Raw genomic sequence first — 25,120 nt, forward strand, 5'->3', positions numbered from 1 at the left:
GTTCGTGCGATGTGACTCGGGCGTTCGGCGTTCGTCCAAGCCGGGAGAACGTCCGATGTCGGAAGCGCCGTCATCGAGAAGGCCCGCCGAAAGGCGTTAGGGGTGCGTTGCTCGAGGGCGTCGGGGCCAGGGACTCCACAGGCCCGCAGGCGGGCGGCCGGCCCTGGCTGAGGCCCTCGGATCTCGAACGTCAGATCAAACGTACAGCCGCGTCTGTACGGAGATAGAGTCTCCCCTGTGGTGCCAGGGGACGTGATCAGCGGCCGGTACCGGCTCGGCGAGGAGATCGGCCGGGGCGGAATGGGGATCGTGTGGAAGGCGTACGACCGGTCGTTGGAACGCCAGGTGGCGATGAAGCGGCTCCAAGTTCCCGACGACCTGGCCGAGGAGGACCGGGACGTCCTCAAGGGCCGGTTCCTGCGTGAGGCCCGCGCCGCCGCGAGCCTGGAGCACCCCTCGATCATCAACGTGTACGACGTCGTCGACGACACGGCGGGCCCGTGGATCGTCATGCAGTACGTCCAGGGCCGCTCTCTGGAGCAGATCGTCCGCGACGTCGGACCGCTCCCCGCCGCCCGGGCCGCCCAGGTCGGGCTCGCCCTGCTGGACGCGCTGGACTGCGCGCACAGAGCAGGCATCCTGCACCGCGACGTCAAGCCCGCCAACGTCCTGGTCGCCGATGACGGCCGTGTCCTCCTCGCCGACTTCGGGATCGCGGCGGTCTCCAACGCCACCGCGTACACCAGGACGGGCGGTTTCGTCGGAACGCCCGTCTTCATGGCCCCCGAACGGTTCCGTACCGGCACGCCGGGCCCGGCGTCGGACCTGTGGTCACTGGGGGCGACCCTGTACATGGCGGTGGAGGGTCATCCGCCTTTCCAGGCCGATGAGTTGGAGGTCCTCATCGGCCGGCTCCTCATGGGAGACGACCCCGCCTTCGTTCAATCCGGCGCGTTGAAGCCGGTCCTGAAGGGCCTCTTGGACAGAGATCCCGGCAAACGCTGGGACTCGCGGCAGGCCGCGCAGGGCTTGAAAGCCGTTGAGGACGGGCGAACCCCGACGAGGCCGCTGCTGGAGAAGGCCGCACCGCAGAAACCGGGAAAGGGCGTCCTGATTTTCGCCGGCGTTCTCGTCCTCCTCATCCCGCTCGTCCTGGTCGCGGTCGCGGGCGGGGGAAAGCTTCCCTTCCAGGGCTCGTCCGCCTCGGGCTCGAAGGACGAGTTCGAGTCGATCCCGGACGCCTGCGCCATCGTCAGCGACGGCCCCGCCCTCAGGGAGACCCTGTCCGACCCCGACGAGAGCGAGATCCTGGACTGGGGCCCCTATCAAGATCATGGAGACGCCGACGCCTGCACGTGGAGCGACGTCGTCTCCGACGACGGCAGTTCCAAGACCGTCGACGGCACGCTCGCGATCCGCGCCTCCCTTCCTCGGAGATCGACGGTGGCCGATCTGCCGGCCTGGACAAAGGTTCCGGGCCTCGGAGATGCGGCGGTCCGGAAGAACCTGCCCGGCGACGGACAGAGCGACTGGCATGCCGAAATGCTCATCTTCACCCTCCGGAACGCCGAGATAGGCGTCTACCTCAGCGAATCTTCTTCGTCGCGCACGGACGAGGAGCGGCGGACGAAGGTCCTCCAGATCGCCGAAATCATCGAAAGGGCCCTCAAGGAGAAGCTCTGAACCCGCCGGGGCCGGCTGTAAGACTCGCTGGTGACCCGTCCAGCAGGCACTTCCACCTGGCATGCCGCCCGATCAGCACGTGGAGTGGAACAAACCGCCGACAGCCGTCGACCGGGCAAGCTCGTTGTAGAGCTCCACGGCGACCGCGGTCTCTTTCACATGCACTTCGACCCCCGCTTTCTCCAGCAGCTTGAGGGTCTCCGGCATGGTCAGCAGCCGTAGTTCCATGCCACGGCTGAGCACGATCACCGTGCATCCATGGTCGAGGAGTTCTTGGACGTCGGCGGGCTGGATCCCCGGCTCGTGACGCGTCCCCGTCTCGGACCAGTCCCAGGCACGACCCCCACCGGGGTGAAGCTTGAAATCCTTGCCCGGTTCGAGACCCTCGACCTCCATGCGGCCCCACGAGACATGAGTGATCTGAGGTGACGTCGTCATCGCGGCTTCCTCTCCGTCCCATGGCGTTTCCTGCTGTGCAGAGCAGTATCCCCGCCGATCGGCGCCTGGAGCCGCCCGAGCCGCGGCGCCGGCGGCCGGGCGCGAACCTGAGCCGCGCGAACCTCACCGACGCGGCCCCTGGGCCGTGCGGACCTGCGCTTCGCAGACCTGGGTCGGCACGGTCAAGAGCGCCTCCCCGGGAGCGGCCGCGGCGGCCTCGACCACCGTCGAGGCCGCCCGACCAGCGCGGGACCGATCATCGCCGCACGACATGCCTGCGGACCATCACCGGCTAGCAGTTCCAGCTGTCGTGGTAGGTGTTGTGGATCGACAGGTAGTAGCCGAGCCTCTGCCTTTCACCGGCCTGGATGCAGCGGAAGTGGTTCTCCTTGCCGTAGCCCCAGTTGACGGTGACCCAGATCTTCTCGCTGACCGCCGCGCAGTTGGTGTAGTAGTCCTGGCTCCCGCGGACGTGCAGACCGCACGGCGGAGGCGCTGCCATCGCCGCCCGGCCGCCCGGAGCGGCCTGCGCGGTCTGGGTCGCAGCGGTCAGCAGCGTGCAACTCGCCGCCACGGCAAACGCCCCGATGCTCAGACGCGTGGATGTGTTCATGGTCGTCCTCCTGACACAGGGGCCCGGTTACATGGGCATTCCATGCGCGGCCGGACCCCATGAACACATAGTGCAATGACTTGACTACGCTTAGTATCCTTCTCTGGGGGGATCCGGCGTCGTCCATGAGTACCGCTCGGGTTCACTTCTTCGGGGCCCTCCGGATGAACACGTTGGACGACCCCGCGCCCACTACGACGCCGGTCATCGACACCGTCGGCGCCTTCGTTGCCGAGGCGGTGGCCGGCGGGCGGCCGGTATGCGTCGATCGCCACTCAGGCCCGGCCTCGTCCCTGTCCTGCCCTCGCGCGGCGTCGGCACCACCCTCCACCAGGTGCGCGAGGGCGACCCGGGGTGACGGTCGTGGCGGTCTCGTCCCAGGCCTCGGCACCACCGTGCCGTCAGACCGAAGAACCCACGTATCCGTGCAGTTCGGCTCTCTTCCGCCGAAGAACTGGAGCTAGGGCGACAGGCCTATGCGGTAGAGGGCCAGGGCGGCGAATCCGAGAAGTGATCGGTCCCAGGGGAGCGGGAACGCGGTCGCGCTGATCTCGTCAGTATGGTCCCGGGCCTCGGCGAGTACGCGCAGTCCGGCGTCGGGTATCTGCTCGCCGAGCCGGATCGCGAGGGCGACGGCCGCGGTGAGCTGGACACCGAACGTCCCGGCGGCGAGCAAGGCAGTCAACCGGTCATCGATCGCCGGTTCGTCCGGGGCGAGATAGCCGAGGCTGAGGTTGGCGCTCGCCCGCGCCATCTGGTGTTCCCGGGTTTCGGGGATCTCCATCAGATGCGAGACCGCGCGTGGGGTGGCGGGAAACCAGGCCAGCAGCTCAGCCGCCATCGCGGCGACCACGGGGTCAGGATCTTTCGTCCAGACGACGAACCGGTCGCTGATCGCGGCTGCCGCAAGGTAGGCGTCGCGGTCCCAGGAAACCGCGACGGCCTCGCATTCGCCGGGCTCGTCGTCTTCGTTATAGAGCCATTCCACGACCGTTGCCACGTCGGTGGCGGTCACGTTGTCGGCCTGGGCGAACTCACGGTCGGGCTCGAAAGGGAGACAGGTGTCGTCGCGGTCTCCGAGCGCGACGGCGCGAAGCAGATCGACCACCGCCGCACGGTCCGGCGTTGCCGGATCGTCCGCCATTTCGGTCAGGAACGGAACGACATGGCAACTCGCCTGCCAGCGGGTTCCTTGGTGGTAGACGTTCCCGCCCAGCCGGGCATGAGCCTGGTGACGTTCCTCGGCGTCTGCCGACAGTAGTGTCCTGAGCTGGCCGGGGACGTCTTCAGCCGACCCGTACGCGTGGTGGAGTTCAGCCCAGTTGACCGCCTCCAGGCCATCCAGCGGGCTTCTTGCCGTTGTGCTCATGAAGGCTGCTCGTTCGCGAGGCCCAGGTGCAGGCGCGGTGCGGGCGGCAGGGGCGCGGGCGCGTCCGACTCCGGAGCGGCGTGGAAGGCCTCGATGACGTAGGCGGCGAAACGGCGGGACGCGCGGAGCCCGGCGTCGTGCGGTGCGTCCTGCAAGCCCCGGTGGGCCATGAGCATGAGGACCAGGTCGTCGACGACGAACCCGGAGCGCAGCCGGCCGGTCTCCTGAGCGCGGCGGGCCGACTCGGCGACCGCCCGCAGAGTCCGCTCGCGATCGGCGGCGAAGTCCATGGCCTCGGGGAAGGCCGCCATGGATGCGTCGGCGAACCCCCGGCTGCGGGCGTGGAGTTCGCAGATCCGCTCGACCAGGCTCCGGAATCCGTGCCACGGATCCGGGTCCGCGAGGGCGTCGCGGACGATGGCCCGGCAAGCCCGCCGCTGCTCGTCGAAGGCCTCCGCGATCAGATCCTGCTTGGTCGGGAAAGGCCGGTACAGCGTGGCCTGGCCGACGTCCGCGTGCCGGGCGACCTTCCGCATCGGCGCACCGAGGCCTTCCTCACCGAACACCGCGCGGGCGGCGGCCAGGATACGGGCCCGGTTGTCGCGTGCGTCGGAGCGCTCGGTGTGAGGCAGACGGCCGTTCATCGCGTCTCACTTTAGCCAGCCGGGCGGGTGCGCCCATGACGTTCCGAGACCGGTGGCGCCGCCTCGCCCTGGGGGCCGGGTCACCGCCCACGCACCGCCCGGAGGAGTCAGGATGAAAGCCGTCGTCATCAGGAAGTTCGGCGCCCCCGAGGGGCTGGCGGTCGTCGACCTGCCCGCGCCCGTCCCCGCGCCGGGGCAGGTGCGGATCGCCGTGGAGGCCATCGGGGTGGGCGGCGTGGACGCCGTGATCCGCCGCGGGATGCTCGCCGCCCACGGCTTCCGCGAGGGCCATCTCCTCGGCAGCGAGGTCGCGGGCCGCGTGACCGCGGTGGGGGAGGGCGTGAACGCCTCGTGGAGGGGCCGGCGGGTGTGGGCGTCCACCGGCCTGGCGGGCGGGTACGCCGAGCAGGCCGTCGCCGCGGTCGAGGACGTCCTGCCGCTGCCCGACGGCCTGACCGGCGCCGCCGCGGTGGCCGTCACCACCTCGTCGGCCGAGCGCGGCGCCCGCCTGCGGGACCTGGGCGCGACCCATGTCCTCGACCGTTCCGGGGAGGGCGGTGGCCCTGGCGCGCCCCTGGGCTTCGACGTGGTGATCGACGTCGTGGGCGGGCCCCGGCTGCCTCATTTCCTGGACAGGCTGAACCCCGACGGGCGGTTCATGGCCGTCGGAGTGGTCGGCGGACAGCCACCCGAGAATTTCGGTATGCGGCTGATGGACGCCTTCCGCAGGTCGCTGTCATTCGCCACCTTCAGCTCCGACACCGTCCCCACCCCTGACAGGACGGCCGTGCGGACGTCCCAGTTCGCCGAGGCCGCGAACGGGAACCTGCACACGGCCGTCCATGAGGTGCTGCCACTCGACCATGCGGCGTCGGCCCACCAGAAGATGGACGCGGGCGAGGTGTTCGGCAGGATCGTCCTGACCCCCTGACCCGGCCGGCGGATCACTTCTTGTACGGGGCCACCTTCTCGCGCAGTTCCTGCATGGTGCCCTGGAGGAGCTGCCGGAGCCGGTCGCGGTCGGCGCCGTCGGCGTCCGCGTAGTCGTCGATGTCGATGAGCTGCTTCTTCGTGGCGGTGATCGAGTTGAGCTGGTGGTCGAGCTTGACGTCGCCGAACCACGGGCTGCGCAGCATGTTCGCCATGTCGGTCCGGAACATCGCCACCAGATCGTCGGGATCGGCGATGTGGTTCTTGACCTCGGCGACGAACGTCAGCGTCGCCTTGCTGCCGAGGACGGCCTGCTGGAGCACGCCGTCCCCCGTCTTGCGGTCCAGCACGATCGTGAAGCTGTACAGGACCGGGTCGCCGACCGGCTTGAACCGGACGTACTGCAGATCCGCGCCGGACTTGATCCCGATGACGGGGCACCCCAGGTGCGCCATCGTGAACACCATCTCGCCGATGAGGGCCTCGTCCTTGCTCTCCCGCTCCTCGGCGCTGTTCTTGAACTTGTTGATCATCGAAAGCATGGCGGTCCTCCGGTTCAGGCGGCGATGCGGCCGTGCAGGTACTTCGCGCAGGCCTGGGTGACGGCGGCGATGTGCTCCTGCAGGACGGGGTACTTCACCGTGTAGTGGTCGGCGAAGTACTGGTCCAGGTCCAGCAGCAGGGGCACCTGCACGTAGACGTAGCCGGACGCGATGTCCGCGTCGACGGTGAACACGCCGGGTTCTCCGACGTCCAGGAAACCGCTCTTCACCTCGGACTTCAGTGCCTGCCACACCGTCCGGGCGTCCCGCACGTACTCGCCGTAGGCGATCGTCACGGCCGCGTGCTGGCCGAGCGTCTTGGCGGCCGTGACGGTGCCGGCCCGGTGCGTGAGCTGGAACATCAGGCGATGCTTGCGCTCCCGGTGCTGGAACCGCAGGTAGTGGTGGTTGCCGTCGGAGTTCAGGTCGATGAGCGCGTTGCCGTGGGCGACCGCCGCGGTGATCACGGCGCCGACGAGAAGATCGTCGATCTCGCGGGTGTGGAGCTCCTCGGAGAAACGCTCCCAGCTGCGGTGGACCAACCGGCCGAAGACCTGGTCGAGCTGCTCGCTCACGATCACCTTTCGTCGGGGAGGATCAGGGAACGGAGGTGAGACTCCCGAACCGCCCCGCCGGTTTCACGATCGGCCGAGGAGACCTGAGCCGGGTGCGTGCGGGAACCTCACCGGTCGTCGGGGGTGTCGCCACCCGAAGCAGCACTGCCGCTGGCGGGGCTTTCAGGGTGTTGGAGGGGCAGTCGCAGTGTGAGGCGGGTGCCGGGTGAGTGGTCGGCGATGTACAGGTCCCCGTGGTGGCTCTGCGCGATCTTACGGGCGATGGCCAGGCCCAGGCCGGTGCCTCCGGGATCGGATCGGCGGGCGTCGGGACCCCGGTAGAAGCGCTGGAAAACCTTCTCACGTTCCTCGGCGGGGATCCCGCTCCCGTCGTCGGTGACGTTCAACACCGCCTCCCCTTGTCCCTGGGCGACCGTGATGTCGATGCGGGTCCGGGCATGGCGTTCGGCGTTGTCGATCAGGTTGTTCAGCAGGCGGGCGATCTGGACGGGCGAAGCCGCCACGGCGACGCCGGCGTCGGCGTCGACGGCGACATGGAGGTCCAGGGGCCGGTGGCTCTGGATATGGCGGTCGGTCTCGGTCCGGACCAGGTGCGCCAGGTCGACCTGCTGCGTCCGCATGGGGACGCCGGCCTCAAGTCGGGCCAGTTCCAGCAGGTCGGCGACGATGTCGCCGATACGCTCAGCGTCGCACAGCGCGGCGTGCAGGACCTGGCGGGAATCGGCGTCGAGATCGGGCAGGGCAGCCTCCAGACGAGTCCGCAGGGCCGCGAGCGGACCGCGCAGATCGTGGGACGTGTCGGCGACCACCTGCTGCTGATGCCGCAACGCCTGCCGTGCCGCGACCGTGGCCAGCCGCTCGCTTTCCTGGGCACGCCGCAGCCGCTGGTTGACCTCCTGCAGTTCACGGGCCCGCACGAACAGCTCCGCTTCGATCGCACTCGTTTGCGCGGCCAGCGCCCGCGGCTGCGAGCCGGTGTCGCTCTCGGCCTCGCGCAGCGCCTGGAGGAAGCCCGTCACCTCCTCCACCCGGTTGATGACCCTCGCCACCTGTCCGTCCGGCCCCGGCATCGGGGCGTTGACGATGGTCCAGTACCGCTCGTGGAAGACTCCTCGCCGGCCCGGCTCCTCGGTGTCGTAGCGCTGCAACGGCATGGTGTCGACCTCGGCCGTCTCCACCACCCGTTCCAACGAGGCCCGCAGCTGGTCGGCGCTGCGCCCCGAAGGCCCGCCCGGGAAGACCTCGAACACGTTCCGGCCGATCAGCTGGTCCCGTGACCAGCCCGTCAGCCGCTCGTAGGCGCGGTTGACCGTGACGTACTCCCAAGCGGACGACAAGATCGAAATCGCCACCGGCGACGCCTCGAAGATCGCTGAGAAGTCGACATCGGTCATATACCTGTTCTATCCATGCTGTGGGCAACCAACGTCCAACAAAGAGGCGAAATGCCCTCAACGAATCACCAATTGCTCGGGAGGTGGCGCGGCCGCACCGCCCCGGCACCGCGTCCGCTGGTCACCATGACGGCGCCGCCGAGCAGGCGCCCGAGGCCGTCGCCCAGAACCCGGGGCTCACTGATCACTGGGCGGAGTTCGGCCGGACGCCCGGGGGGCCGGCTCCTGGGCCACGACCTTCGCCATGGCACCCGCGCGCTGATCTCCCTTGACGGCGACGCAGATCCCGAAGACCCGTTCGCGTCCCGTCCAGCCGTTGATCCGGCCGCGGTTGTTGCTGATCTGCACGCGGCCCCTGGCGGGGTCGAGGGCCGAGACGAGGTGCAGGTAGACCGTCCCGGCCACGCGGGCGAGCACGATGTCACCGACCTCCAGTCTCGCCGGATCGACCGGCGCGACGGTGACCGGATCCCCGCTCCGGATCAGCGGGACCATCGAGGACCCTGAGGGCCGGAAGTCCACGGTCGCGCCCTCGGCGACCCGGGCGGCGATCATCTCCATCTTCCCCACATGAGCAGGATGCGGACCTTCGCACCTGCGTGTCCATCGACTTTCCCTCCACGTCCGGGGCCGGGGGATCGGGATGACTCGACGCGCGGAGCTTGCGACCGTCCGGGGTCTCCGGACTGTATCGGCGGGGGAGTGTGAAAGAGCCCCCGCCGATCAAGCGGAACAAACTAGGAGAAAACCAACATGCGTGAGCACACAGACCCGAAGGTGCTGGCAGCCGACTGGGCGGATCCCGAGACGGACCCGACCAGGATCAACTGGCCGGCCCGGCAGCGGTTGGCCTTGATCCCCTTCGAGGTGGTCAACGGCCGTCCGGTCAACCCGTGCGAGAAGACGTCCATCCAGCGTGGTCGCAACCTGCTGGGCGGCTGGGCCGAGAACCGCACCTCGGACGCGCTCGCCTCGGTTCGGGACGAGAACGGCAACCGCTGGATCGTCCTGGTCGAGCGGAACCGCGGTCGCGGCTGGGGCCTCCCCGGCGGCTTCCAGGACCCGGGTGAGACCTCCGTGATCGCGGCGTGCCGCGAGCTGCGCGAGGAAGCGAGCCTGGACCTGCGGCGCCGGGTGTGGTACGCGACCAAGCCGCGTTACGTGCCCAGCAAGCGCTCGTCGGACGAGGCCTGGATCGTCACCGTGCCGTGCACGGTGGACCTGGGAACGCTGAACCGGCGCGACTTCCCGAGGGTGTTCCCTCGGGACGACGCGAAGCAGGCGGCCTGGGTGCGTGCCAACACGCTCCAGGAGCTGACCGCCGATCTGAAGAACGCCCACGGAGGTGAGGTGACCTCCGAGAACCACGTCGGCATGCTCACCGACTGGTTCGCGGCGGCCTGACGACCGCAACCGAGTAGGAGGGACGGGTCACCGGCCCTCCTGACACCACCGTCCGGCTTCCCACAGGTCGCCGGCTGATCAACGCACAACTCAGGGCCCGGCGCACACCGCCGGGCCCTGATCTTCGTCCCGACGCCGCCCACCAGAACCCACGGCCTCCTCCAAGCCGCCAATGTGGTTCGCCTCCCACCGGCACCGCCTCCTCGGACCGAGGACGCCTCGCTCCCCCGCATGCGGCTCCGCTTCCGGCACATCGTCGTGGACGGGCGCAGGACCTCGCCGCCGCGCACTGGAAGATGCTGCGCGCCATGGTCCCCGAAGGCCCCGACGACATCTTCCTCGTCGGCGACGTCCACCAGCGCCTCTACGACGACCACGTGTCGCTGAGCGTCCTCGGCATCGACATCCGCGGCCGCCGCTCGACCCGCCTCACCCTCAGCTACCGCACCACCCACGAGATCCTCGGCTCCGCCGTCCGGCTCCTCGGCGAGGAGTCCTGGGACGACCTCGACGGCCCGCGCCTCGACGACGTCGTCCACGTCGGCACCATGCACCGCTTCAAGGGCCTGGAATACCGGCGACCCCCGCTGAGCCAACGAGAAGAGCGCGGGCGGATCCAGAGGACCGCCCGCGCTCGACTTGGCACGGGTCCCCGTCACGAGGACCCGGAAGGTCACTCGGCCGGCACCCTCGCGACCGCGAACACGTTCTGCCCGAAGCGCAACGGCAGCCGGTCGAACAGCCGGCTCAGCGGAACGACCAGGCGGTCGTACAGCCTCACCAGCCGCGGGTCGGCGAAGTCGGCCGTGCGACCGACCATGACGCGGTTGAACAGCCCACCCAGGAGGTTGACGGGTCGGCTGATCTCCACTTCCAGCCCGGCGAGCCGAAGCCTCTCGGCCAGGCCCTCCGGCGTGTACCGCCGCCGGCGTCCGGCCTGGTCGCGATCGAAATCGCTGAACAGCTCCGGATATCCGGCTTCCCAGACGACGACCCGGCCACCCGGCACGAGAACATCGCCGAGCCCCGCGATCGTCTCGACGTCGTGTTCGAGATGCCCGAGGACGTTGACCAGAAGCACCGTGTCGACGGGCGCGATGTCGGGACGGCCCGGCAGGCTCAGACCCAGAACCTCGGCGTCGGTGAAGCGCCGACGCAGGTGTTCGACCCAGCCCTGCTCGTGGTCGGTCAGCACCAGGCGTTCGAGCTTGGCGCCCCGCCTCACGATCCGGGCGACCAGCTCGCCCGTCTGCGCCCCGGCGTCGAGCACCGAACGGCCGAGGTACGGCGTCACCCACGCGGCCTGGTAGCCGCGGTAGCGATCGGCGTCCCCGCTGGACCGCCACGACGGAATCAGCGCGGCGTCCAGGTGACCGTCGCCGTCACCGGCGGTCGGCCTGACGAGCTCCCTCTTCTCGAAGAACGGGCGGAGAGAGTCCAGCATAGGCATACGAGCCATGATCGTCCTCCATTTCGTTTGGGCGTGGCCCCCGATGCGTTCACCGGCGGTCCACACAACTTCCCCTACTGACAGTCGGCCCGCGATCTTCGCTCGCAACCACGGCCCCAGAAGAAGGGAAGAGAGAACCCAAACCCTCAAGAACGACAGGCACCCGATCCGCAGAATCGGAATCGCCTGCGAGCAGGCTCCATCGGCAAGCTCACGCGCCGCAGGGAAGACAAAGGACCGCGCTCACCGGCGCCCGCCCCGCCATCACTCGACCATCTAGGCCGCTCGAACACCTACTCGCGCCGCGGGAACCTGCACGACCATCACGTGATCCAAGAACGCTGTCCGAACTGAAAAGCCGCGTCCGGGGACCCGGACCGGCACCAGCACGACCGCCTCACCCGCCGACCCGCCGCCAGCGCAGGGCGACCGGCCAAGCGCCACCGCGCGGCACCACACCGAACGAAACGCCCCCCAGCACACCGCGTCGCCGTCCGCAAAGCCCCACGGCCTCGCATCGCCGACCCCGCTCGCCGCGGGCCAGCAGGAACGAACCTGAAATCAGTACCCCATCAAACGGGAGGACGAGACGCTGCCTCAACGCCACGCAGAGAAGAACTCAACACACCCCCGCGCATGAGTATGCGATGCTTCGAGAACTCAAACCGAAGAGCGGCGCTATCCGGCGTGAGGCCCTCGCGAGATCCGTAGCGAAAGCCCCCGGCCCGCCAAACCGTCGCACGCCACTCCTCGCCACAGGACGTAATTCAGCGACCTCGTGAACGGATCTTGTTGAGGAGAGTGCGCCACTCATCCGCAGTGAATTCCAAGATTGGCCCGTTGCCATCAAGCTTGGTGTCCCGGACGCCGACGGTGCCATCGGCGGCTTGGCCTACCTCTACGCAATGACCATCAGGGTTGCTGTGGCTGGATTTGTGCCATGCGAAGTAGTACTTGCTCATGTTCACGATCCTGTCTGGTCTGCCAGCTGGTTGGCTACCCGTTCGAGGAAGGCGATGCTGGCATCGGGGGGCAGTGCAACCTCACGTAGGCGGTCGTACATCCCGGTATACCTCTCGACCTCACGACGCTGGTTGAGAACGAGATCGGTGGTGACGGTGTCGACCACTGCCATAGGCGGGTCGCCAGGCTCGGCGAAGGTGTAGAGGTAAAACGACGACTGCGGGAGGAGCCCTCCAGGGATACGGACGTCGTGCATCAGCACTCGTACGGTGACCCTCTCTTGCTCGGAGAGCAGGCTGACCATGTGCCGAAGCTGGGTGGCCATGACTGCTGGGGGAACCGCCAGCCTGTGGATTACGGACTCGTCCAAGACGGTCTCGTACGACGGACCATCCGGCCTCAAGAGCTCGCGCTGTCGATACTCACGAGCTTCGGTCATACGTTCCGGCTGGTAATCCGGGCTTCCCTGGCTCTCGTCGAGCTCGATGAGCGCCTCGATGAACGGGCGGCACTGCAGAGCGCCTGGCAGCGCGGTCTGGTCGTAGCTGCGGACAGTACTGGCGTTGTATTCGAGGTCGGCCGCGAGCTTCTGACGGGGACCCATGGACATGCCGTAGCGATCCCACCAGCCCTTCTGCGCGGCCTCGCGGGCGAGTTGGAGGAGGCGATCGTACTGGCTGCCGGTGATCTCGAGGGCGTCGAGCATGTTCATGATCTCGGCCAGGTCGGGACGAATCTGGGCGTTCTCCAGGCGGGTGATCTTCGTCCGGGAATGGAAGACCAGGCGGGCAAGACCGTCGGTCGTGAGGCCGCGGCTCTCGCGGAGTTTGCGGATCTCGACCGCCAGCCGGCGGCGGCGGACGTAGGGGCTAGGCATGGCCGTCCTCCCGATATCGCGTCGAACACGGACCGTACTGATCGCTAACTCACTGCAATCGAACGTTGCAGGCAAGAGTAAAGTCACGCCCCGACAAAAGCGCGCCTCACCGGCGCGCCCTTGAAATCCGCACGTGCGGGAATTGGAAGTCGCATCTTCGGTCGGTCCGCTTCGGCGGTTTAGGTCTGTATTCGCAACCCGTCCATACCGGGGTGTATCGGGAACAGTGGGAAGTCTCGATGTGCAGAGTTGTCTCTTCCTGGCGTTGCTCCCGCCAACGTCGCGTCCGAAGAGCCTCGTCAGACCAGTACGGCCTACAACAAACGCACCACTACGTTGCCACTGGCACGCGCGTGCCAGACCCCGCCCAGTGCGCTTGGCAGATTACGCAGGTCTTCCCGGAGTCGATTGCCTTTACGCTTCACGTATGGACGCTAAACGCCCTAATCCGAAGAAAGACAAGGCCGCTCGCCGCCGCCGTCCATCCCGTCCACCACTGCTGGTTCTGCCCGGGACAGGCGGCGGAGTTCTGACGGCCGCCGGCTTGTCGGAGGGGCTGGTGACGGCCAGCGGAGTGCGGATCCGCGCGGCGCGGGCTGAGGACGTCGCGGCCGCGCGACGGCTGATCGCGTTGACCGGGAGTGGAGTCACCCTGGAGGACAGGCTCTCCGCCGCGGTTTCGGACGGGACACTGGGCGCCGCAGTGAGGAAGGGTCTTTCCGGTGGCGAGGACGCGCTGACCTACGAACTGGCGTCGGCGATGTCGCAGGAGGGCGAGGGGACAGTTGAGGATCTGCTCGTCGGGCTGACGTGCGTGCTGGTCGCCGAGCACCCGGAGGCCGGGGTGGTGGGCGCGCTGCTGGCGCTGCCGCCGGCCAGGGTGCTGTCGCATGCCGGACTCCCGGAGATGGAGTCCCTCCTCGGCCTGTTGCAAGTCATCAAGCTCAAGGCCGTCGCGGTCGACCCGGCCCACCGTTCGGGCGGGGTCGCCGCGGCTCTCATCGCCGCCTGCCGCCAGCTCTACACCCAGCTCGGCTACACGCTGCTCTACGGCCAGTTCGAGGTCGGGAGCGGGCTGGAGACGTACTACCGGCGGCAGGGCCTCACGGTGCTGCCCGAGGAACAGGGCGTCAGGCTGACGATGTTCAGCGTCCCGGTCGGCATCCACACCGCGCCAACAGAACGGTTCTTTGTCTGCGACCTGGACTGAACGCGGGGCTGCCCACGGACAACCAGGTGGAGGACATCGCGGTGGCCGCGCGACCGCAGCGATGCGGATGCACGGCAAACGCGACCAGGTGCGCACGTTCCCGATCCCGGCGCCGGCCGTGCCTCACTGCTGAACCACCTCTCGCCGAGGGCGGCCGTGAAAACGGCCCCCTGTGGCGCGAGCACCGGACGGAACTTGGCTGATCAGCCAAGTTCCAGTAGTTCGTCCGCGTCTGCGCGAATCTGCACCATGAAGGCATTGAGTTCGGCGTCGCTGTAGTTGGCCTGCGCGGTCAGAGCTGAAAGCAAAATGATCTGGTGACCGAGAACCGTTTCGTCGTCAAAGTCCGGGAGAGGGCCTAGGCCCAGTGCGTGCAGGATCACCTGTTCTGCGACATCCGGGTTGACCGCGTATGAAGATTCATCGCCTGCCGCGCGCACCGTTGCGACGAATTCGATGATCTCTGAGCGGTCGGCTGCTTTCCCGTCCCTGACGAACCGCCGCCGGATAGCCTCGAACAGCCCCGCCGCCAACAGTGCCGCATAACCAACGTTGTCGGTCTGATCGAGCTCGTTGAACAGCCGCAGATGTTCTTCCAGAGGACGTCCCGCCAGTTGAGCATGAAGAGCCGCCACCTGCTTATCCGTCACCGACATGATCTGCTCCCTTGTATCGGTTTGGCAGAACGGTGCTTCGTCAACTATCCGGCTGGGATCGCGACCTGGGCGTCCCGCCTCCGTCCACGGCCAAGTCGGCGCGGGAGTCACTCGAGCAACTCCTCGGCGAGCGAGCGGGCACTATACAAGAAGGCTTCGAGTTCAACTGGAGTGAATTGTTTCTCGCTCACCATGGCCGCCAACATGACAATCTGATGGCCGAGTTTCATGCCCGGCGCCGCGTCGATCATCGTGCCCTTGCCGAGCAAATCAAGAAGCATGCTTTCGGCTAGTCGTGGGTTGATGAGGTCAGAACACTCATCGCTTCCTTCTCGGACTTGTGCAACAAAGTCGATGACCTGGAGCTCGTCCGCAACCTGATCGCCCTTTACGAAGTGCTGCTCAGCTGCCACGATGAAGGCGGCGCCGACGAGTGCAGGGTAGAAGCGATTGGCTTCGTCGGACTCAAGCTGGTCCATCAGCCGAAGATGCTCTTCGCGATTCCCTGTAAGTTGGGCTCGTAGGACCGCTACTTGCTCATCAGTAACCGGCATGTTCTCTCCCTGCTCTTTGCGGGCGAGTGCGCGGCGCAACGTCCGATGTTCCCACGTTCGGTCGCGAAATCCTTCAAGCCCAACGGGCCGCCCTCCTAGCGTGGCCCGAACGACATGGGGCGAATCGTGTCGCGGCCTGGGACACCGGACCCGTTCAATGATTCATGTGGAAGGGTGAGCGGGCATCTCGTCCCGCCGCGCCGCAAGCCACTCCTCGGTGAAGGCGACGACCTCGTCGATGAACTGCTCCAGCCCCGCCCGATCGAGATCCATCTCTGCGATGAGGTAGAGAAGAATGAAGACCTGGGCATGCAGAGTGGCCGACACGTCTTCTGGGACGGTCTCCTTCAGTGGTGGCGCATCGACGGCCCGGCGGACCATGTCCTCGGCGATGAGCGGATTGATCAGGTTCACGTCCTCGCCGGCCGCGATCCGCACGTCTGCGACGAACCGAACAAGCTGACCCACGATGTAAGTCGGCGCGAACTTTCGACGCACCGCAACTTCGAACGCGCAGAAGAGCAGCGACATGTACCCAGCCGCCGTTTCGTCGTCCACCTGCATCTCGGCCTGCAGAGGCACCCACGCCTCAGGCCCTTCAAGCAGAAACGACCGCAGTGCCAGGATGTTCTTCTCTCGAATCTCAACAGCCGAGTAGTCCATTACTCCAGCATTTCCTCCGCGTCCTCGCGAATCTGCGCCATGAAGGCATTGAGTTCGGATTCGCTGTAGTTCTCCCGCGCTGTCAGGGCGGAAAGCAAGACGACTTGATGACCGAGAACGATGTCGTCATCGATTCCTGAAAGAGAGCCTTTTCCCAGGGCATGCAGAATGATCCGCTCCGCGACGTCCGGGTTGAGGGCATCTGAAGATTCATCGCTTTTTGTGCGCGCTTCTGCAATAAAGTCGATGATCTCTGAGCGATCCGAGACTTCGTTATTTTTTGCGAACCGCCGTTGGATGGCCTCGAATAGCCCTGCGGCCAGCAGCGCCGCGTAACCGACGTTGTCGGTTTCGTCGAGCTCGTTGAACAGCCGGAGGTGTTCCTCCGGTGAACGCCCTGCCAATTGAGCATGGAGCGCGGCGACTTGCTTATCCGTTACCGGCATATTCTCTTCCCATGTATCGTTTTAGTAGTCCGACGCCTCGCCGCACCATCTCTACCCCTACCACGATCCCGCTAACTGCGCCGACCAATGCGTCGCCAGCCTTGACGGGCTGATCCACTGAACGTATGTGATCGGAGATGTTACGAACTGTGCACGGTTGTGTCAACGGCGGTCGCGAATCGAAATGCGTGGAGGCGGGTTTGGAGTTCTCGTTAATGGTTTTCTTTAGTTCTGCGGTGGCTCTGAGCATTTCCCGGCGCAGATCTCTCCGGTTGATCGGGCGCTCGGGGTCACGCTCCTGAACGTCCCGGTGCTCAGGATCGTTTTCGGGGTCGCGTAGCTCGCCGCGGTTCGGTGTTTCGGATTCGGCACCTGGCCGATCTGGCGAGATCGGCCTTCCCTCGCTGTCTAGGGTGATCGTGATGCTTCCGGCAAATCGGCTTGGTTCTGTTTCCGTTGATTCTCTTCTGTGGAGCTCTAGTTGCTGCGTTGCCTTGCTATCGGGTGGGTCGGTTTCGTCGGTGGACTCGGTCGGCTCCGGGCCTTCGGCAGTTTTACCATGGCCGTCGCCTTGTTCACCGGGAGGCTCTGGGGGCGGGACGTTATCGCCGGTTCCCTCGGGAGGGGGTGTGGTCTCGACGGGGGGTTTCGGGTCGTCTGTCTCGTTGCCCGTGGTTCCGTCGGTGGCCTTGGGCTCTGGGGGTCCGGTGCCCTGGTCTGTGGTCTCGGGGCCGGTGGAGGAAGCTTCGCGGCCGGGTTCGGGAACGCCGGTGCCGGTCTCGGCGGCGGGATCGATGGGGTGGCCGGTTTCTGAGCCCGGGGGCGTCCCGTCCTTGCCGTCCCCGGGCTGGTCGTCGTCGGGCGGTGAAGCGTCCGCTGGTGGTTCGGCCGGCGGGTCGCCGCCGCCGTCGCCGGAGCCTGAGGAGTCCTTCGGGACGAGCGGTTCGTGCTCCTGATCTTGCGGGCGCGGTACCTCGGGTGCCGGGGGCTCCGCCTCTACTTCGGGGGTCCCAGGCGCGGGCTGATCGCGGCCGCCGGACCCCTCACCATCGCCGGACGCGTCACCGCCGCCGTCGGGAGTGTCACTGCCGCCGATAGCGCCAGGCGGCGTCTCGGCGCCCGGGGGTTGTGCCTCCGGACCGCGCCCGTTCGACCCCGCGTCCTGGCTCTGCGGCGGGAGTCCGCCCTCACCGCTCTCGCTGGTGGTTCCCTTTCCGGGGCCGTTGGCGGTCCGGGTGTCCTGGAATAGGGCTCGCCTTTCTTCCGCGGTCGCTTCTTGCCGCTCTCGGGCGGCGGCGAGGCTTGCCCGGCGGGAGCCGGGCGGGAACTGAGAAGCCTCGACAGCGCGGGTGCTCGGCTGCTCGGAGGACGCGGACTCGTCGTTGTCCTTGCCGCCGTCCTGCCCTTCCGCCTTGCCTGGCTCGGGCCGATCGGTCTTGGAACCGCGGTCGTCGGTGCCCAGCTCGCCCTCGTCTTGCCGAGGGTTCTCGGTCTTGGTCTGGCCGGGCTTTTCCGCCCCCGTGCCGCCTGCGCCGGTCTCTGGTTCCTTCTTGGTCTTCGGGTCGGCTTCGGACGGCGGGTCACCGGGGGTCTGGGGCTTCTCCGCGGCCGGGCCGGTGGCGGACCCGTTGGGTCGCGCCTCGCGGCCGCCTCGTTGCTCGGTGCCGACCTCCGTGCGACCGGGAACCGGCTGACCTGCTGCTTTATAGCTGTCTATGCGGGGCGTTCTGCCGTCTGCTCCGGGAACGGTGGACGGTGACTCGCCGCCGGTGGACGGTTGGGCGGGCTTTTCGGGGGTCTCGGGGCCTTTGCCCGGCCCGCCGGGGGGGTTGTCCAAGCCCACGCTCGCAGCCCTTTCCATAGGGGGAAGGCGAACCGGTCGGCCAGACGGTTCGCCGGGCGTGTCCGTGACGTGCGGGGCCAACGCCGGATCACACCGGACCCTATGTAATCGTGCACGTGCGAACTTTGCACGTGCCGATATCCCACTCACCTCCTCCTGGCGCACGTATCCCGCGACTCCGTGTCGGTTTCCCGCTGATTCGTCTGCTTGTTCGGACCGGTCGGATCGGAGCGGCTTCACTCGGCGCGTCATTCAAGCGTTCCGATGATGCGGCTTTTGCGCCGATATAGGCGATATGTTCGCTTGGGGGCGGGCGTGTCCCGCCGGGTCTCGCGGCCCGGCGGTGCTCGCGACGGACGCCTTTCACGCCGCCACAGTGTCCCCATTCTTCTGCGTTCAGGGTGATCTGGTCGGCTGGTCCAGGCGGCCACGGATGTGGCGTGGCCGTCGAAGGCGCCCCTGCCTCCTCCTCGCCCGAATGCGGAAGCTGACGTGCGCAATTTCGCACGTGCGGAGATCGGACGTGCGACCGGCACTCGTTCTAAAGCCCTTGCCAGGGCCGGTAGTGCTCCGATCCTTCGTGCTCGAACGACAGCAGAGTGTGACGATGTGCGAGCGGAACAAGGGGTGACCCCGTAGATCCGCAACGTCCACGTCCATCGCGACCCGAGGTGCTCTGATGTCCCTGACCATGCTTCCGGCAGCGCAGCCGGCGCCGCTGTGCTGGCGGCGCTCCTTCCCCGGCGGGCCCGAACAGGCCCGCAACGCCCGCCGGTTCGTGGGTTGCCTGCTGGACGGCTGCCCCTTCCTCGACGACGTCCTGCTCGCCGCCGACGAACTGGTCGTCAACGCGCTGCGGCACACCAAGTCAGGCCAGGTGGGCGGCTCTTTCAACATCGAGATCGTGCGGGACGGCGGCCTGGTCGCGGTGTCGGTCACCGACCAGGGCGGCCCCGGCGAGCCTGCCGCGCTGGACGCCGCCGAGCTGGCCGAGTCCGGCCGGGGCCTGCGCACCATCTCACTCACCGCCGCGAGCTGGGGATGGCACGGCAACGGCGAGGGCCGGACGGTCACCGCCGTGTTCGCGGGGGAGTGGGCCGCGTGACCGAGCCCGCCTCCTGGACGCACGACCAGGTCCACCTGCGTGTCCACGCCGCGATGACCGCCGCTATGCGCGCCGACCCCCACTCGATCGACGCCGCGCTCGTCCAGGCCGGGAGCCTCGACCCCGCCAGCCGGGCGTTCGTCGCCCACTCGCGGCGCCTCGTCCTTGCCTGCACCGCCGCGTTGACCTGCGTTCTCGCCTCCCATCGCCCCGGCGAGAGCCCGCACGGCGAACCAGTCTGCCGCGGCTGCGGGACGCCTGAATGCCGGACGCTGCGCGGCCTCTCCCATGTCCTCGCCGCCTACAGCGTCCGCCCGGCCCTGGTCGACCGCGCCGAGGCGTGGAGGCGCGCGGACGCACATTTCTGGCGCGGCGGCCGACCCGTCCCGCTGCTCATCGAAGACTTCCCGGACGGCTTCGTCGCCCGCGCCGCCGACGGCCCCGGCGACGACGAGGCCCCACTACTGGTCATCGACCGCCACACGGGCGCGCTGAGCCGCTGGCCGTCCATGCCCCTCGACCTCCTCGCCTGCGAATACACCCGCTACCGAGAAGGGCTCTAGACGACCCATGCGCAGGCGGCACCCGACACCTTTGCGTCGATCCGTGACCACGCCCTTGCGACCTCCAGGCCCTGGCCTCCTGCAAGGCGACGAGAGGGAGTCCGTGCCGGTGATGGCCAGCCACCTGAGAACGGGCACGCACGCCGATTGTCCGACGGCCTCGCTAGGGTTCGGCCGTCCGATCGATATGCGATGCCTCGGAGCCTCCATGCCCCATCACGACCTGGCAGCGACCGATCTCGCGGGTGCAGGCCATGCGCTCGCGGACACGATCCAGGTGGACGCCGCCCCGGAGAGGCAGTCCCAACTCTCCGGCTTCCATATCCCTGAGGACTATGCCGCCCTCATGTCGCGGACGGGGCCGGGGACGCTCGCCGGGACGCTCCGCCTCCTTGACGGCTCTGGCATGGAGATCGAGCGGCCGCGGCACCCGGCTCCCCACGAGGACGCACTGCTGTGGGGTGTCTTCGGCAGTGGCGAGACGTGCTGGTGGCTGCCGATCCGCCCCGACCCGGCGGAGTGGCTCGTCGTCGTGGCGGGCAACGGCCACCAGCAGCTCAACCTCACCACCTCCGACTTTCTCGGCGAGTGGCTGGACGGGCGTCTCGACCTTCCGGTCCTGTCCCTGCCGCCGGTGCGCCGCGAGCGCGTATTGACCCCGGCCGGCCTTCCGGTCGAGCGCGGCGCTCTTGAGGCGGAGGCAGTCCGAGATCCGCTGGCGCAACTACAGACCATCATCGGGCCTGGACGTCCCTGGACCTATGAATGGGAAGCGCTCGAACACGAACTCGGTGTACGCCTACCGTCCGACTACAAACGTCTTCACGAGGCCTACGGGCCGGAGGTCGTCCTCCAGGGAATCTTCGTTTGCATGCCCGACGTGATCGTCGAGGACCACGAGGCGCACGCCGACCTGTTGCGCGACGGCAGCGCCGCGGGCGATCTGACGCGGATTCATCCGGAAGCGGGCGGCCTGCTGTTCTGTGGGAGTACCGAAGGCAGGCACCTGCTCTGCTGGGACACTGCGAACCCCGATCCGGAAAAGTGGCCGATCGTCGACATCGACTCCGGCGTCTTCCATGGCACGCTCACCGAGTTCCTGGTCGCCGAACTCACCGGAGCGGGACTCGGGCTGATCGACTCTTCGCTCGGCGACCCCTCCACCTGGGCCTGGCCCATCTGGGGCCCCCGCCCCCACTGACACGGTGGGCATGCCTCAACTGCACCTCATACGACCTGTTCGCGTATCGCGGGCGCCGGGCTGCGGGGAGTGAACCGTCCTCGGACGGTAAATCGGGTGGTTCGGCGGGTGTGGCCCTTGACGCGCGAGGCTGACGTCGTGGACGCAGAGGCCCCCTGCGTAATCACGCACGTGTGAGCTTTGCGTGTGCGCACTTCGACTCTCTGAAGACCGACATGCGCGCCAAGTGGCTCAGTGAGCTTCAACGACATTATCGTCCAGCAAATGAGTCTTTCTTAGAGAAACCAGTTGCATGGGTGATGATTTTCAAGCGTCACGTCGCTGCCTTGTTTGTTGAAGAAAATGATGCTCTGAGGTCGTTTGCGCAGTGTGGGTGCGCGGTTGGGTGACTCTGGGGTCTGACTCGGGGTGAGGGGCGGCGGCTCGCGTCCTAGCATGGCCCGTCGAACGGTCTGCGGCTGGACAGGGAGTGCGGCGGGTGGTCGTCACTGCCGGGACGGCGTATTCGGGAGATGGGTGCGATGCCACTACCGGAACATCTGGAACTGCTCGTCACCGACGAGCCGATGCTGGATCTGTGGTCGGTCGGCCCGTGGCGGGTCCCGGACGGGCTGTTCGAGGAGATCGGCGCGCGCGTCGACAAGCTGGTGGCCGATCCGCGCTGCGCGGATCTGACCAGCATCAAGAGCGTCAACCTGAAGACGCCGGCCCCTCTCGTGGTGGCTGAGCTCGTCATCACGATCGAGTTCCTGTTGGGCGCGTCGGCGGTCCGCACCGGTTCGCATTCGTCGCTGAAGCGGCAGTGCCTCGGCGATTACTACAAGACGGGCCGCGGGGCCCTGAGCACTGCCAAGGACTGGTACGTCAGCGGGGGAGAGTTCCTTCCGCTGAACTGGCTGGCCGATGCGCCGGATCTCGATCTCGCGGTGCAGTTGAACCGCGAGTCGCTGGACGTCCTCGAAGGCATAGAGCCGCTGGAGGCGAGGCGGAAGGCGCTGATGCGCCTCTTCGACGACCCGCCACCAGAACTCACCGGCATGAAGCAGGCGGCCCGTGCCGAGGCATGGGCGGCGCGGGCCGATGACGACACCGTGGCGGCACTTCCTGAACTCGCCGGACCCACCGGATACCTGGAGTGGGTGTGGTCAGGGCTGCGGCCGCTGCACGAGCATCTGCTGGAGGCCGCCCCCCACGAGGAATCGACGGACCGCCTGCTCGTGAGCCTTCTGCGCAATGCCGGACTCGACGCTGTTCCCGTCGAACTCTCGGCCGTCCTCGGTGAGGAAGCCTTCCGCGACCTGCTGGACCGTTTCGCCGCCCAGCGTGCCGGTTTTGACCGGGACTCCTGGGTGGCCGTGACCGGGGGCTGGCTCGGCAGAGCGTTGGGGGCAGGTGAGGCCGAGGCTTGCAGGCGCTGGCTGGATCTGGCGGCGCGTTTCATGGGCGCGGTCGGCGGTCTTCCTGGGAACGCCCAGTATCCCGACGGAGCCAGGCTTCCGGTCGTGAGCTTCATGCGGCAGCTCAAGCGGCTCCACGCTCCGCGCCGCCGCGTCGTCAACCCGGTGATGTCCACTCTCACGTCGGCCCCTCAACCGCCGGACGATGCGGAACACCAGGACGAGGATGCCTCCTTCGGGCTGGTCGGCCAGCCCGACGTCGTCGCCGCGCTGAAGGGTGTCTCCACGGACGCGGGGAACGTCCGGCTCCTGCTGGTCGGGCCGGACGGCACCGGCAAGCGGGACGCCGCCGCCGAGGTCGCCCGGCTGCTCGCCGGTCGCGTCCCCAAGGATCCGCTCTGGCAGGCCGGCGACCACTACGCCGGCAAGAGCGCCTCGGACGCCACGACGAAGATGATGGACGCCGTCCGGAGCTGCGTCGGCGAACGAGTCCTGATCATCGATGGCCTGGACGACCTGGCGCGCGACGACGACGCCGGGGCGGCCGCCCTCGAGGAACTGCACCGGGCCATCGACGTCCGGGACGGCCTCCACGTCGTCGCGTTGTGCGAGCCGGGCGGCGGCGAGGCGGTCAGCGAGGTCAACCCCGCGCTGGCGCTGCGGTTCACGACGGTGCCCACCCACTCCTTCGACGCCGGCGGCTTCGCGGAGCTGTTCCGCCGCGCGCTGCGCGAGCGCGGGGCCCGGGCGGACGAGGACGCGCTGAGCGCGGCGGGAGAACTGCTGGTCCGGACGCCTCCGGTGCGCAATCTCCGCAATGCCCGCCTCGCGCCCTATCTCGCCGGTCTCGTTCTGGCGGCCGTGCGCGAGCGGGCGGAACCAGGTGAGGAACTCCTCGTCACGAGTGCCGACATTCCCGCCTCCCTCGGCGAGGCGGGGAAGGCAGCCGATCCCATGGCCGAGCTGAACGCGCTGGTCGGCCTGGACGCGGTCAAGCAGGAGATCGAACTCGTCGCCGCCCGCGTCCGGGCCGGGAGGCTGCGCCGGGACGCGGGGCTGCCCGTCGCTTCTGCGCCCGCCCTCCACATGGTCTTCACCGGCAACCCCGGCACCGGCAAGACGGTCGTCGCGCGGCTGGTCGCCAGGATCTTCAAGGAGCTCGGCGTGCTGTCGTCCGGGCACCTGGTGGAGGCGTCCCGCGCTCGGCTCGTCGGCCGGTACATCGGCCAGACCGCGCCGAAGACCCGCGACGTCGTGCAGAGCGCGGTCGGCGGCGTGCTGTTCATCGACGAGGCGTACTCGCTCACCCGGAGCGCCTCCGAGAACGACTACGGCCCCGAGGCGATCGCCGAACTGCTGAAGGCGCTGGAGGACCATCGCGACGACCTGGTGGTCATCGTCGCCGGGTACGAGAGCGAGATGGAGCGCTTCCTCGGCGCGAATCCGGGTCTGGCCTCCAGGTTCCCCACCAGGGTCCGGTTCCCCGACTTCTCCGACGCCGAACTCGTCGAGATCTTCACCGGCCAGGCCGCCGCGGCGGGCGTGGAGCCGTCCGCGAACGCGCTGAGCAAGGTCACCGAGCTGCTCCGGCGCTCGCCGCGCGTCCGGTCCTTCGGCAACGCCCGCGTCATGCGCAACCTGTGCGAACGCGCCGTCGCGTTGCAGGCCCGCCGACTCACCGCGCTCGACGCGCCCTCCGCCGACGACCTGACCGCCCTCGGCCCGCAGGACATCCCGGACGTGCTGAGCGGCACCACCCGCGTCCAGCCCGTCAACGACCCCTTCGTCGAACTCGACGCGCTCGTCGGGCTGGACGAGGTCAAGGAGGAGGTCCACCGGCTGATCGCCGAAGCCCACGCGGCCGACCTGCGCCGCCACGTCGGCGCGAAGCCCGCCGCGCCCACCCGGCACATGGTGTTCACCGGCAATCCCGGCACCGCCAAGACGACCGTCGCCCGGCTCGTCGCCGCCGTCTACGCGGAGCTGGGCCTGCTGTCCAGCGGACACATGGTCGAGGCGTCCCGCGTCGACCTGGTCGGCCCGTATCTCGGGCAGACCGCGCCCCGCGTCCGCGCCGTCGTGGAGCAGGCCCTGGGCGGCGTCCTCTTCGTGGACGAGGCGTACGCGCTGGCGTCCGACGCCTACGGGCAGGAGGCCATCGCCACCCTGATCCAGCTCATGGAGGAGTACCGGGGCGACCTCGTCGTCATCGCCGCCGGATACGAACGCGAGATGCGCCGCTTCCTCGCCGCCAACTCGGGGCTGGAATCACGCTTCCCCAAGCGCATCGCCTTCCCCGACTACACCGACACCGAACTCGCCGAGATCTTCCGGCACCTCGCCGCGGCCGAAGGGTTCACCCTGGCCCCGGACGTCCCCGACCGGCTCCGCGCCCTGCTCCGCACCAGTTCCCGCGGGCCGTCCTTCGGCAACGGCCGGCTCATGCGCAACCTCCTCGACGCCGCCATCGCCGGCCAGGCGCAGCGCATCACCGCCGGCGACCGCCCGGACGACACCGAGATCACCACGCTGCGCGCCGCCGACCTGCGACCCGTCACCCCCGAGACGCGTTCCAAGAACGTGGGCCTGTACCTCTGACT

The 25,120-nt window shown here is 68.1% G+C and carries 24 protein-coding genes and 1 pseudogene; 9 read left to right on the forward strand and 16 right to left on the reverse strand.

Annotation, left to right across the window (positions count from 1 at the left end; genetic code table 11):
• Window positions 1-237 precede the first annotated feature (237 nt).
• Entirely contained in the window at window positions 238-1,683 is a 1,446-nt protein-coding gene (locus AB0C84_RS13860; protein WP_361065212.1) for a serine/threonine-protein kinase, read from the forward strand.
• 72 nt (window positions 1,684-1,755) lie between these two features.
• On the opposite strand, the gene AB0C84_RS13865 is transcribed toward AB0C84_RS13860, so the two are convergent.
• From AB0C84_RS13865 to AB0C84_RS13880, 4 genes are all read right to left on the reverse strand, one after another.
• Window positions 1,756-2,121, reverse strand: a complete 366-nt coding sequence (locus AB0C84_RS13865) for an Mth938-like domain-containing protein (protein ID WP_361065215.1) — start codon at window positions 2,119-2,121, stop codon at window positions 1,756-1,758.
• A 292-nt stretch (window positions 2,122-2,413) separates the two neighbouring features.
• Window positions 2,414-2,734 (reverse strand): DUF6355 family natural product biosynthesis protein, encoded by a 321-nt coding sequence (locus AB0C84_RS13870; RefSeq protein ID WP_361065218.1) that lies wholly within the window; start codon window positions 2,732-2,734, stop codon window positions 2,414-2,416.
• Window positions 2,735-3,194: 460 nt separating this feature from the next.
• The gene (locus tag AB0C84_RS13875) at window positions 3,195-4,103 is read right to left on the reverse strand and encodes a hypothetical protein (protein ID WP_361065221.1); all 909 of its coding nucleotides are present in this window, start codon (window positions 4,101-4,103) and stop codon (window positions 3,195-3,197) included.
• Window positions 4,100-4,747: a helix-turn-helix domain-containing protein gene (locus tag AB0C84_RS13880; RefSeq protein ID WP_361065224.1), complete on the reverse strand. Its 648-nt coding sequence runs from the start codon at window positions 4,745-4,747 to the stop codon at window positions 4,100-4,102. The genes AB0C84_RS13875 and AB0C84_RS13880 overlap by 4 nt, the downstream gene beginning before the upstream one ends.
• Before the next feature lie 112 nt (window positions 4,748-4,859).
• Between AB0C84_RS13880 and AB0C84_RS13885 the strand changes: the two genes are divergently transcribed.
• Window positions 4,860-5,678, forward strand: coding sequence for a zinc-binding dehydrogenase (locus AB0C84_RS13885; protein WP_361065227.1), 819 nt, complete (start codon window positions 4,860-4,862; stop codon window positions 5,676-5,678).
• A gap of 13 nt (window positions 5,679-5,691) precedes the next feature.
• Here AB0C84_RS13885 and AB0C84_RS13890 read toward each other — a convergent pair whose 3' ends face one another.
• The 4 genes from AB0C84_RS13890 to AB0C84_RS13905 all read right to left on the reverse strand — a co-directional run bounded on the left by AB0C84_RS13890 (window position 5,692) and on the right by AB0C84_RS13905 (window position 8,758).
• The gene (locus tag AB0C84_RS13890; RefSeq protein ID WP_361065230.1) at window positions 5,692-6,219 is read right to left on the reverse strand and encodes a hypothetical protein; all 528 of its coding nucleotides are present in this window, start codon (window positions 6,217-6,219) and stop codon (window positions 5,692-5,694) included.
• A gap of 14 nt (window positions 6,220-6,233) precedes the next feature.
• The gene (locus tag AB0C84_RS13895; RefSeq protein WP_179847730.1) at window positions 6,234-6,794 is read right to left on the reverse strand and encodes a hypothetical protein; all 561 of its coding nucleotides are present in this window, start codon (window positions 6,792-6,794) and stop codon (window positions 6,234-6,236) included.
• Window positions 6,795-6,901: 107 nt separating this feature from the next.
• The gene (locus AB0C84_RS13900; RefSeq protein ID WP_361065233.1) at window positions 6,902-8,188 is read right to left on the reverse strand and encodes a PAS domain-containing sensor histidine kinase; all 1,287 of its coding nucleotides are present in this window, start codon (window positions 8,186-8,188) and stop codon (window positions 6,902-6,904) included.
• A 177-nt stretch (window positions 8,189-8,365) separates the two neighbouring features.
• Entirely contained in the window at window positions 8,366-8,758 is a 393-nt protein-coding gene (locus AB0C84_RS13905; RefSeq protein WP_361065236.1) for a hypothetical protein, read from the reverse strand.
• Window positions 8,759-8,941: 183 nt separating this feature from the next.
• On the opposite strand from AB0C84_RS13905, the gene AB0C84_RS13910 reads away from it, so the two are divergent.
• Window positions 8,942-9,592 (forward strand): NUDIX hydrolase, encoded by a 651-nt coding sequence (locus AB0C84_RS13910; RefSeq protein ID WP_361065239.1) that lies wholly within the window; start codon window positions 8,942-8,944, stop codon window positions 9,590-9,592.
• Window positions 9,593-9,823: 231 nt separating this feature from the next.
• Window positions 9,824-10,080, forward strand: a pseudogene (locus AB0C84_RS13915) (UvrD-helicase domain-containing protein); the annotation flags it as partial.
• Between the two features lie 185 nt (window positions 10,081-10,265).
• On the opposite strand, the gene AB0C84_RS13920 reads toward AB0C84_RS13915, so the two are convergent.
• The 3 genes from AB0C84_RS13920 to AB0C84_RS13930 all read right to left on the reverse strand — a co-directional run bounded on the left by AB0C84_RS13920 (window position 10,266) and on the right by AB0C84_RS13930 (window position 12,882).
• The gene (locus tag AB0C84_RS13920; protein ID WP_361065481.1) at window positions 10,266-11,051 is read right to left on the reverse strand and encodes a methyltransferase; all 786 of its coding nucleotides are present in this window, start codon (window positions 11,049-11,051) and stop codon (window positions 10,266-10,268) included.
• A 758-nt stretch (window positions 11,052-11,809) separates the two neighbouring features.
• Complete coding sequence (locus AB0C84_RS13925; RefSeq protein ID WP_361065242.1) at window positions 11,810-12,004, reverse strand: DUF397 domain-containing protein; 195 nt, start codon at window positions 12,002-12,004, stop codon at window positions 11,810-11,812.
• A gap of 2 nt (window positions 12,005-12,006) precedes the next feature.
• Window positions 12,007-12,882: a helix-turn-helix transcriptional regulator gene (locus tag AB0C84_RS13930; protein ID WP_339153966.1), complete on the reverse strand. Its 876-nt coding sequence runs from the start codon at window positions 12,880-12,882 to the stop codon at window positions 12,007-12,009.
• A 559-nt stretch (window positions 12,883-13,441) separates the two neighbouring features.
• On the opposite strand from AB0C84_RS13930, the gene AB0C84_RS13935 reads away from it, so the two are divergent.
• Window positions 13,442-14,092: a GNAT family N-acetyltransferase gene (locus AB0C84_RS13935; protein WP_361065246.1), complete on the forward strand. Its 651-nt coding sequence runs from the start codon at window positions 13,442-13,444 to the stop codon at window positions 14,090-14,092.
• A 203-nt stretch (window positions 14,093-14,295) separates the two neighbouring features.
• Here AB0C84_RS13935 and AB0C84_RS13940 read toward each other — a convergent pair whose 3' ends face one another.
• From AB0C84_RS13940 to AB0C84_RS13960, 5 genes are all read right to left on the reverse strand, one after another.
• Complete coding sequence (locus tag AB0C84_RS13940) at window positions 14,296-14,748, reverse strand: hypothetical protein (protein WP_361065249.1); 453 nt, start codon at window positions 14,746-14,748, stop codon at window positions 14,296-14,298.
• Window positions 14,749-14,855: 107 nt separating this feature from the next.
• Window positions 14,856-15,227 carry a hypothetical protein gene (locus tag AB0C84_RS13945; protein WP_361065252.1) on the reverse strand — a complete coding sequence of 124 codons (372 nt, stop codon included), beginning with the start codon at window positions 15,225-15,227 and terminating at the stop codon, window positions 14,856-14,858.
• A 237-nt stretch (window positions 15,228-15,464) separates the two neighbouring features.
• Window positions 15,465-15,965, reverse strand: coding sequence for a hypothetical protein (locus tag AB0C84_RS13950; protein ID WP_361065255.1), 501 nt, complete (start codon window positions 15,963-15,965; stop codon window positions 15,465-15,467).
• On the reverse strand, window positions 15,965-16,411 hold the full coding sequence (locus tag AB0C84_RS13955) for a hypothetical protein (RefSeq protein WP_361065258.1): 447 nt from the start codon (window positions 16,409-16,411) through the stop codon (window positions 15,965-15,967). The genes AB0C84_RS13950 and AB0C84_RS13955 overlap by 1 nt, the downstream gene beginning before the upstream one ends.
• On the reverse strand, window positions 16,395-18,254 hold the full coding sequence (locus AB0C84_RS13960; protein WP_361065261.1) for a hypothetical protein: 1,860 nt from the start codon (window positions 18,252-18,254) through the stop codon (window positions 16,395-16,397). The genes AB0C84_RS13955 and AB0C84_RS13960 overlap by 17 nt, the downstream gene beginning before the upstream one ends.
• A 679-nt stretch (window positions 18,255-18,933) precedes the next feature.
• On the opposite strand from AB0C84_RS13960, the gene AB0C84_RS13965 reads away from it, so the two are divergent.
• The 4 genes from AB0C84_RS13965 to AB0C84_RS13980 all read left to right on the forward strand — a co-directional run bounded on the left by AB0C84_RS13965 (window position 18,934) and on the right by AB0C84_RS13980 (window position 25,118).
• The gene (locus AB0C84_RS13965) at window positions 18,934-19,359 is read left to right on the forward strand and encodes an ATP-binding protein (protein WP_361065264.1); all 426 of its coding nucleotides are present in this window, start codon (window positions 18,934-18,936) and stop codon (window positions 19,357-19,359) included.
• Window positions 19,356-19,922, forward strand: coding sequence for a hypothetical protein (locus tag AB0C84_RS13970; protein WP_361065267.1), 567 nt, complete (start codon window positions 19,356-19,358; stop codon window positions 19,920-19,922). Before AB0C84_RS13965 ends, AB0C84_RS13970 begins: the two co-directional genes overlap by 4 nt.
• A gap of 208 nt (window positions 19,923-20,130) precedes the next feature.
• A complete protein-coding gene (locus tag AB0C84_RS13975) occupies window positions 20,131-21,123 on the forward strand; it encodes an SMI1/KNR4 family protein (protein WP_361065270.1) in 993 nt (330 codons plus the stop codon).
• A gap of 521 nt (window positions 21,124-21,644) precedes the next feature.
• Window positions 21,645-25,118 carry an AAA family ATPase gene (locus tag AB0C84_RS13980; RefSeq protein ID WP_361065273.1) on the forward strand — a complete coding sequence of 1,158 codons (3,474 nt, stop codon included), beginning with the start codon at window positions 21,645-21,647 and terminating at the stop codon, window positions 25,116-25,118.
• The last annotated feature ends 2 nt before the right edge of the window (window positions 25,119-25,120 follow it).

The organism is Actinomadura sp. NPDC048955 (assembly GCF_040649435.1).
Taxonomy (GTDB): Bacteria; Actinomycetota; Actinomycetes; order Streptosporangiales; family Streptosporangiaceae; genus Spirillospora; species Spirillospora luteofluorescens.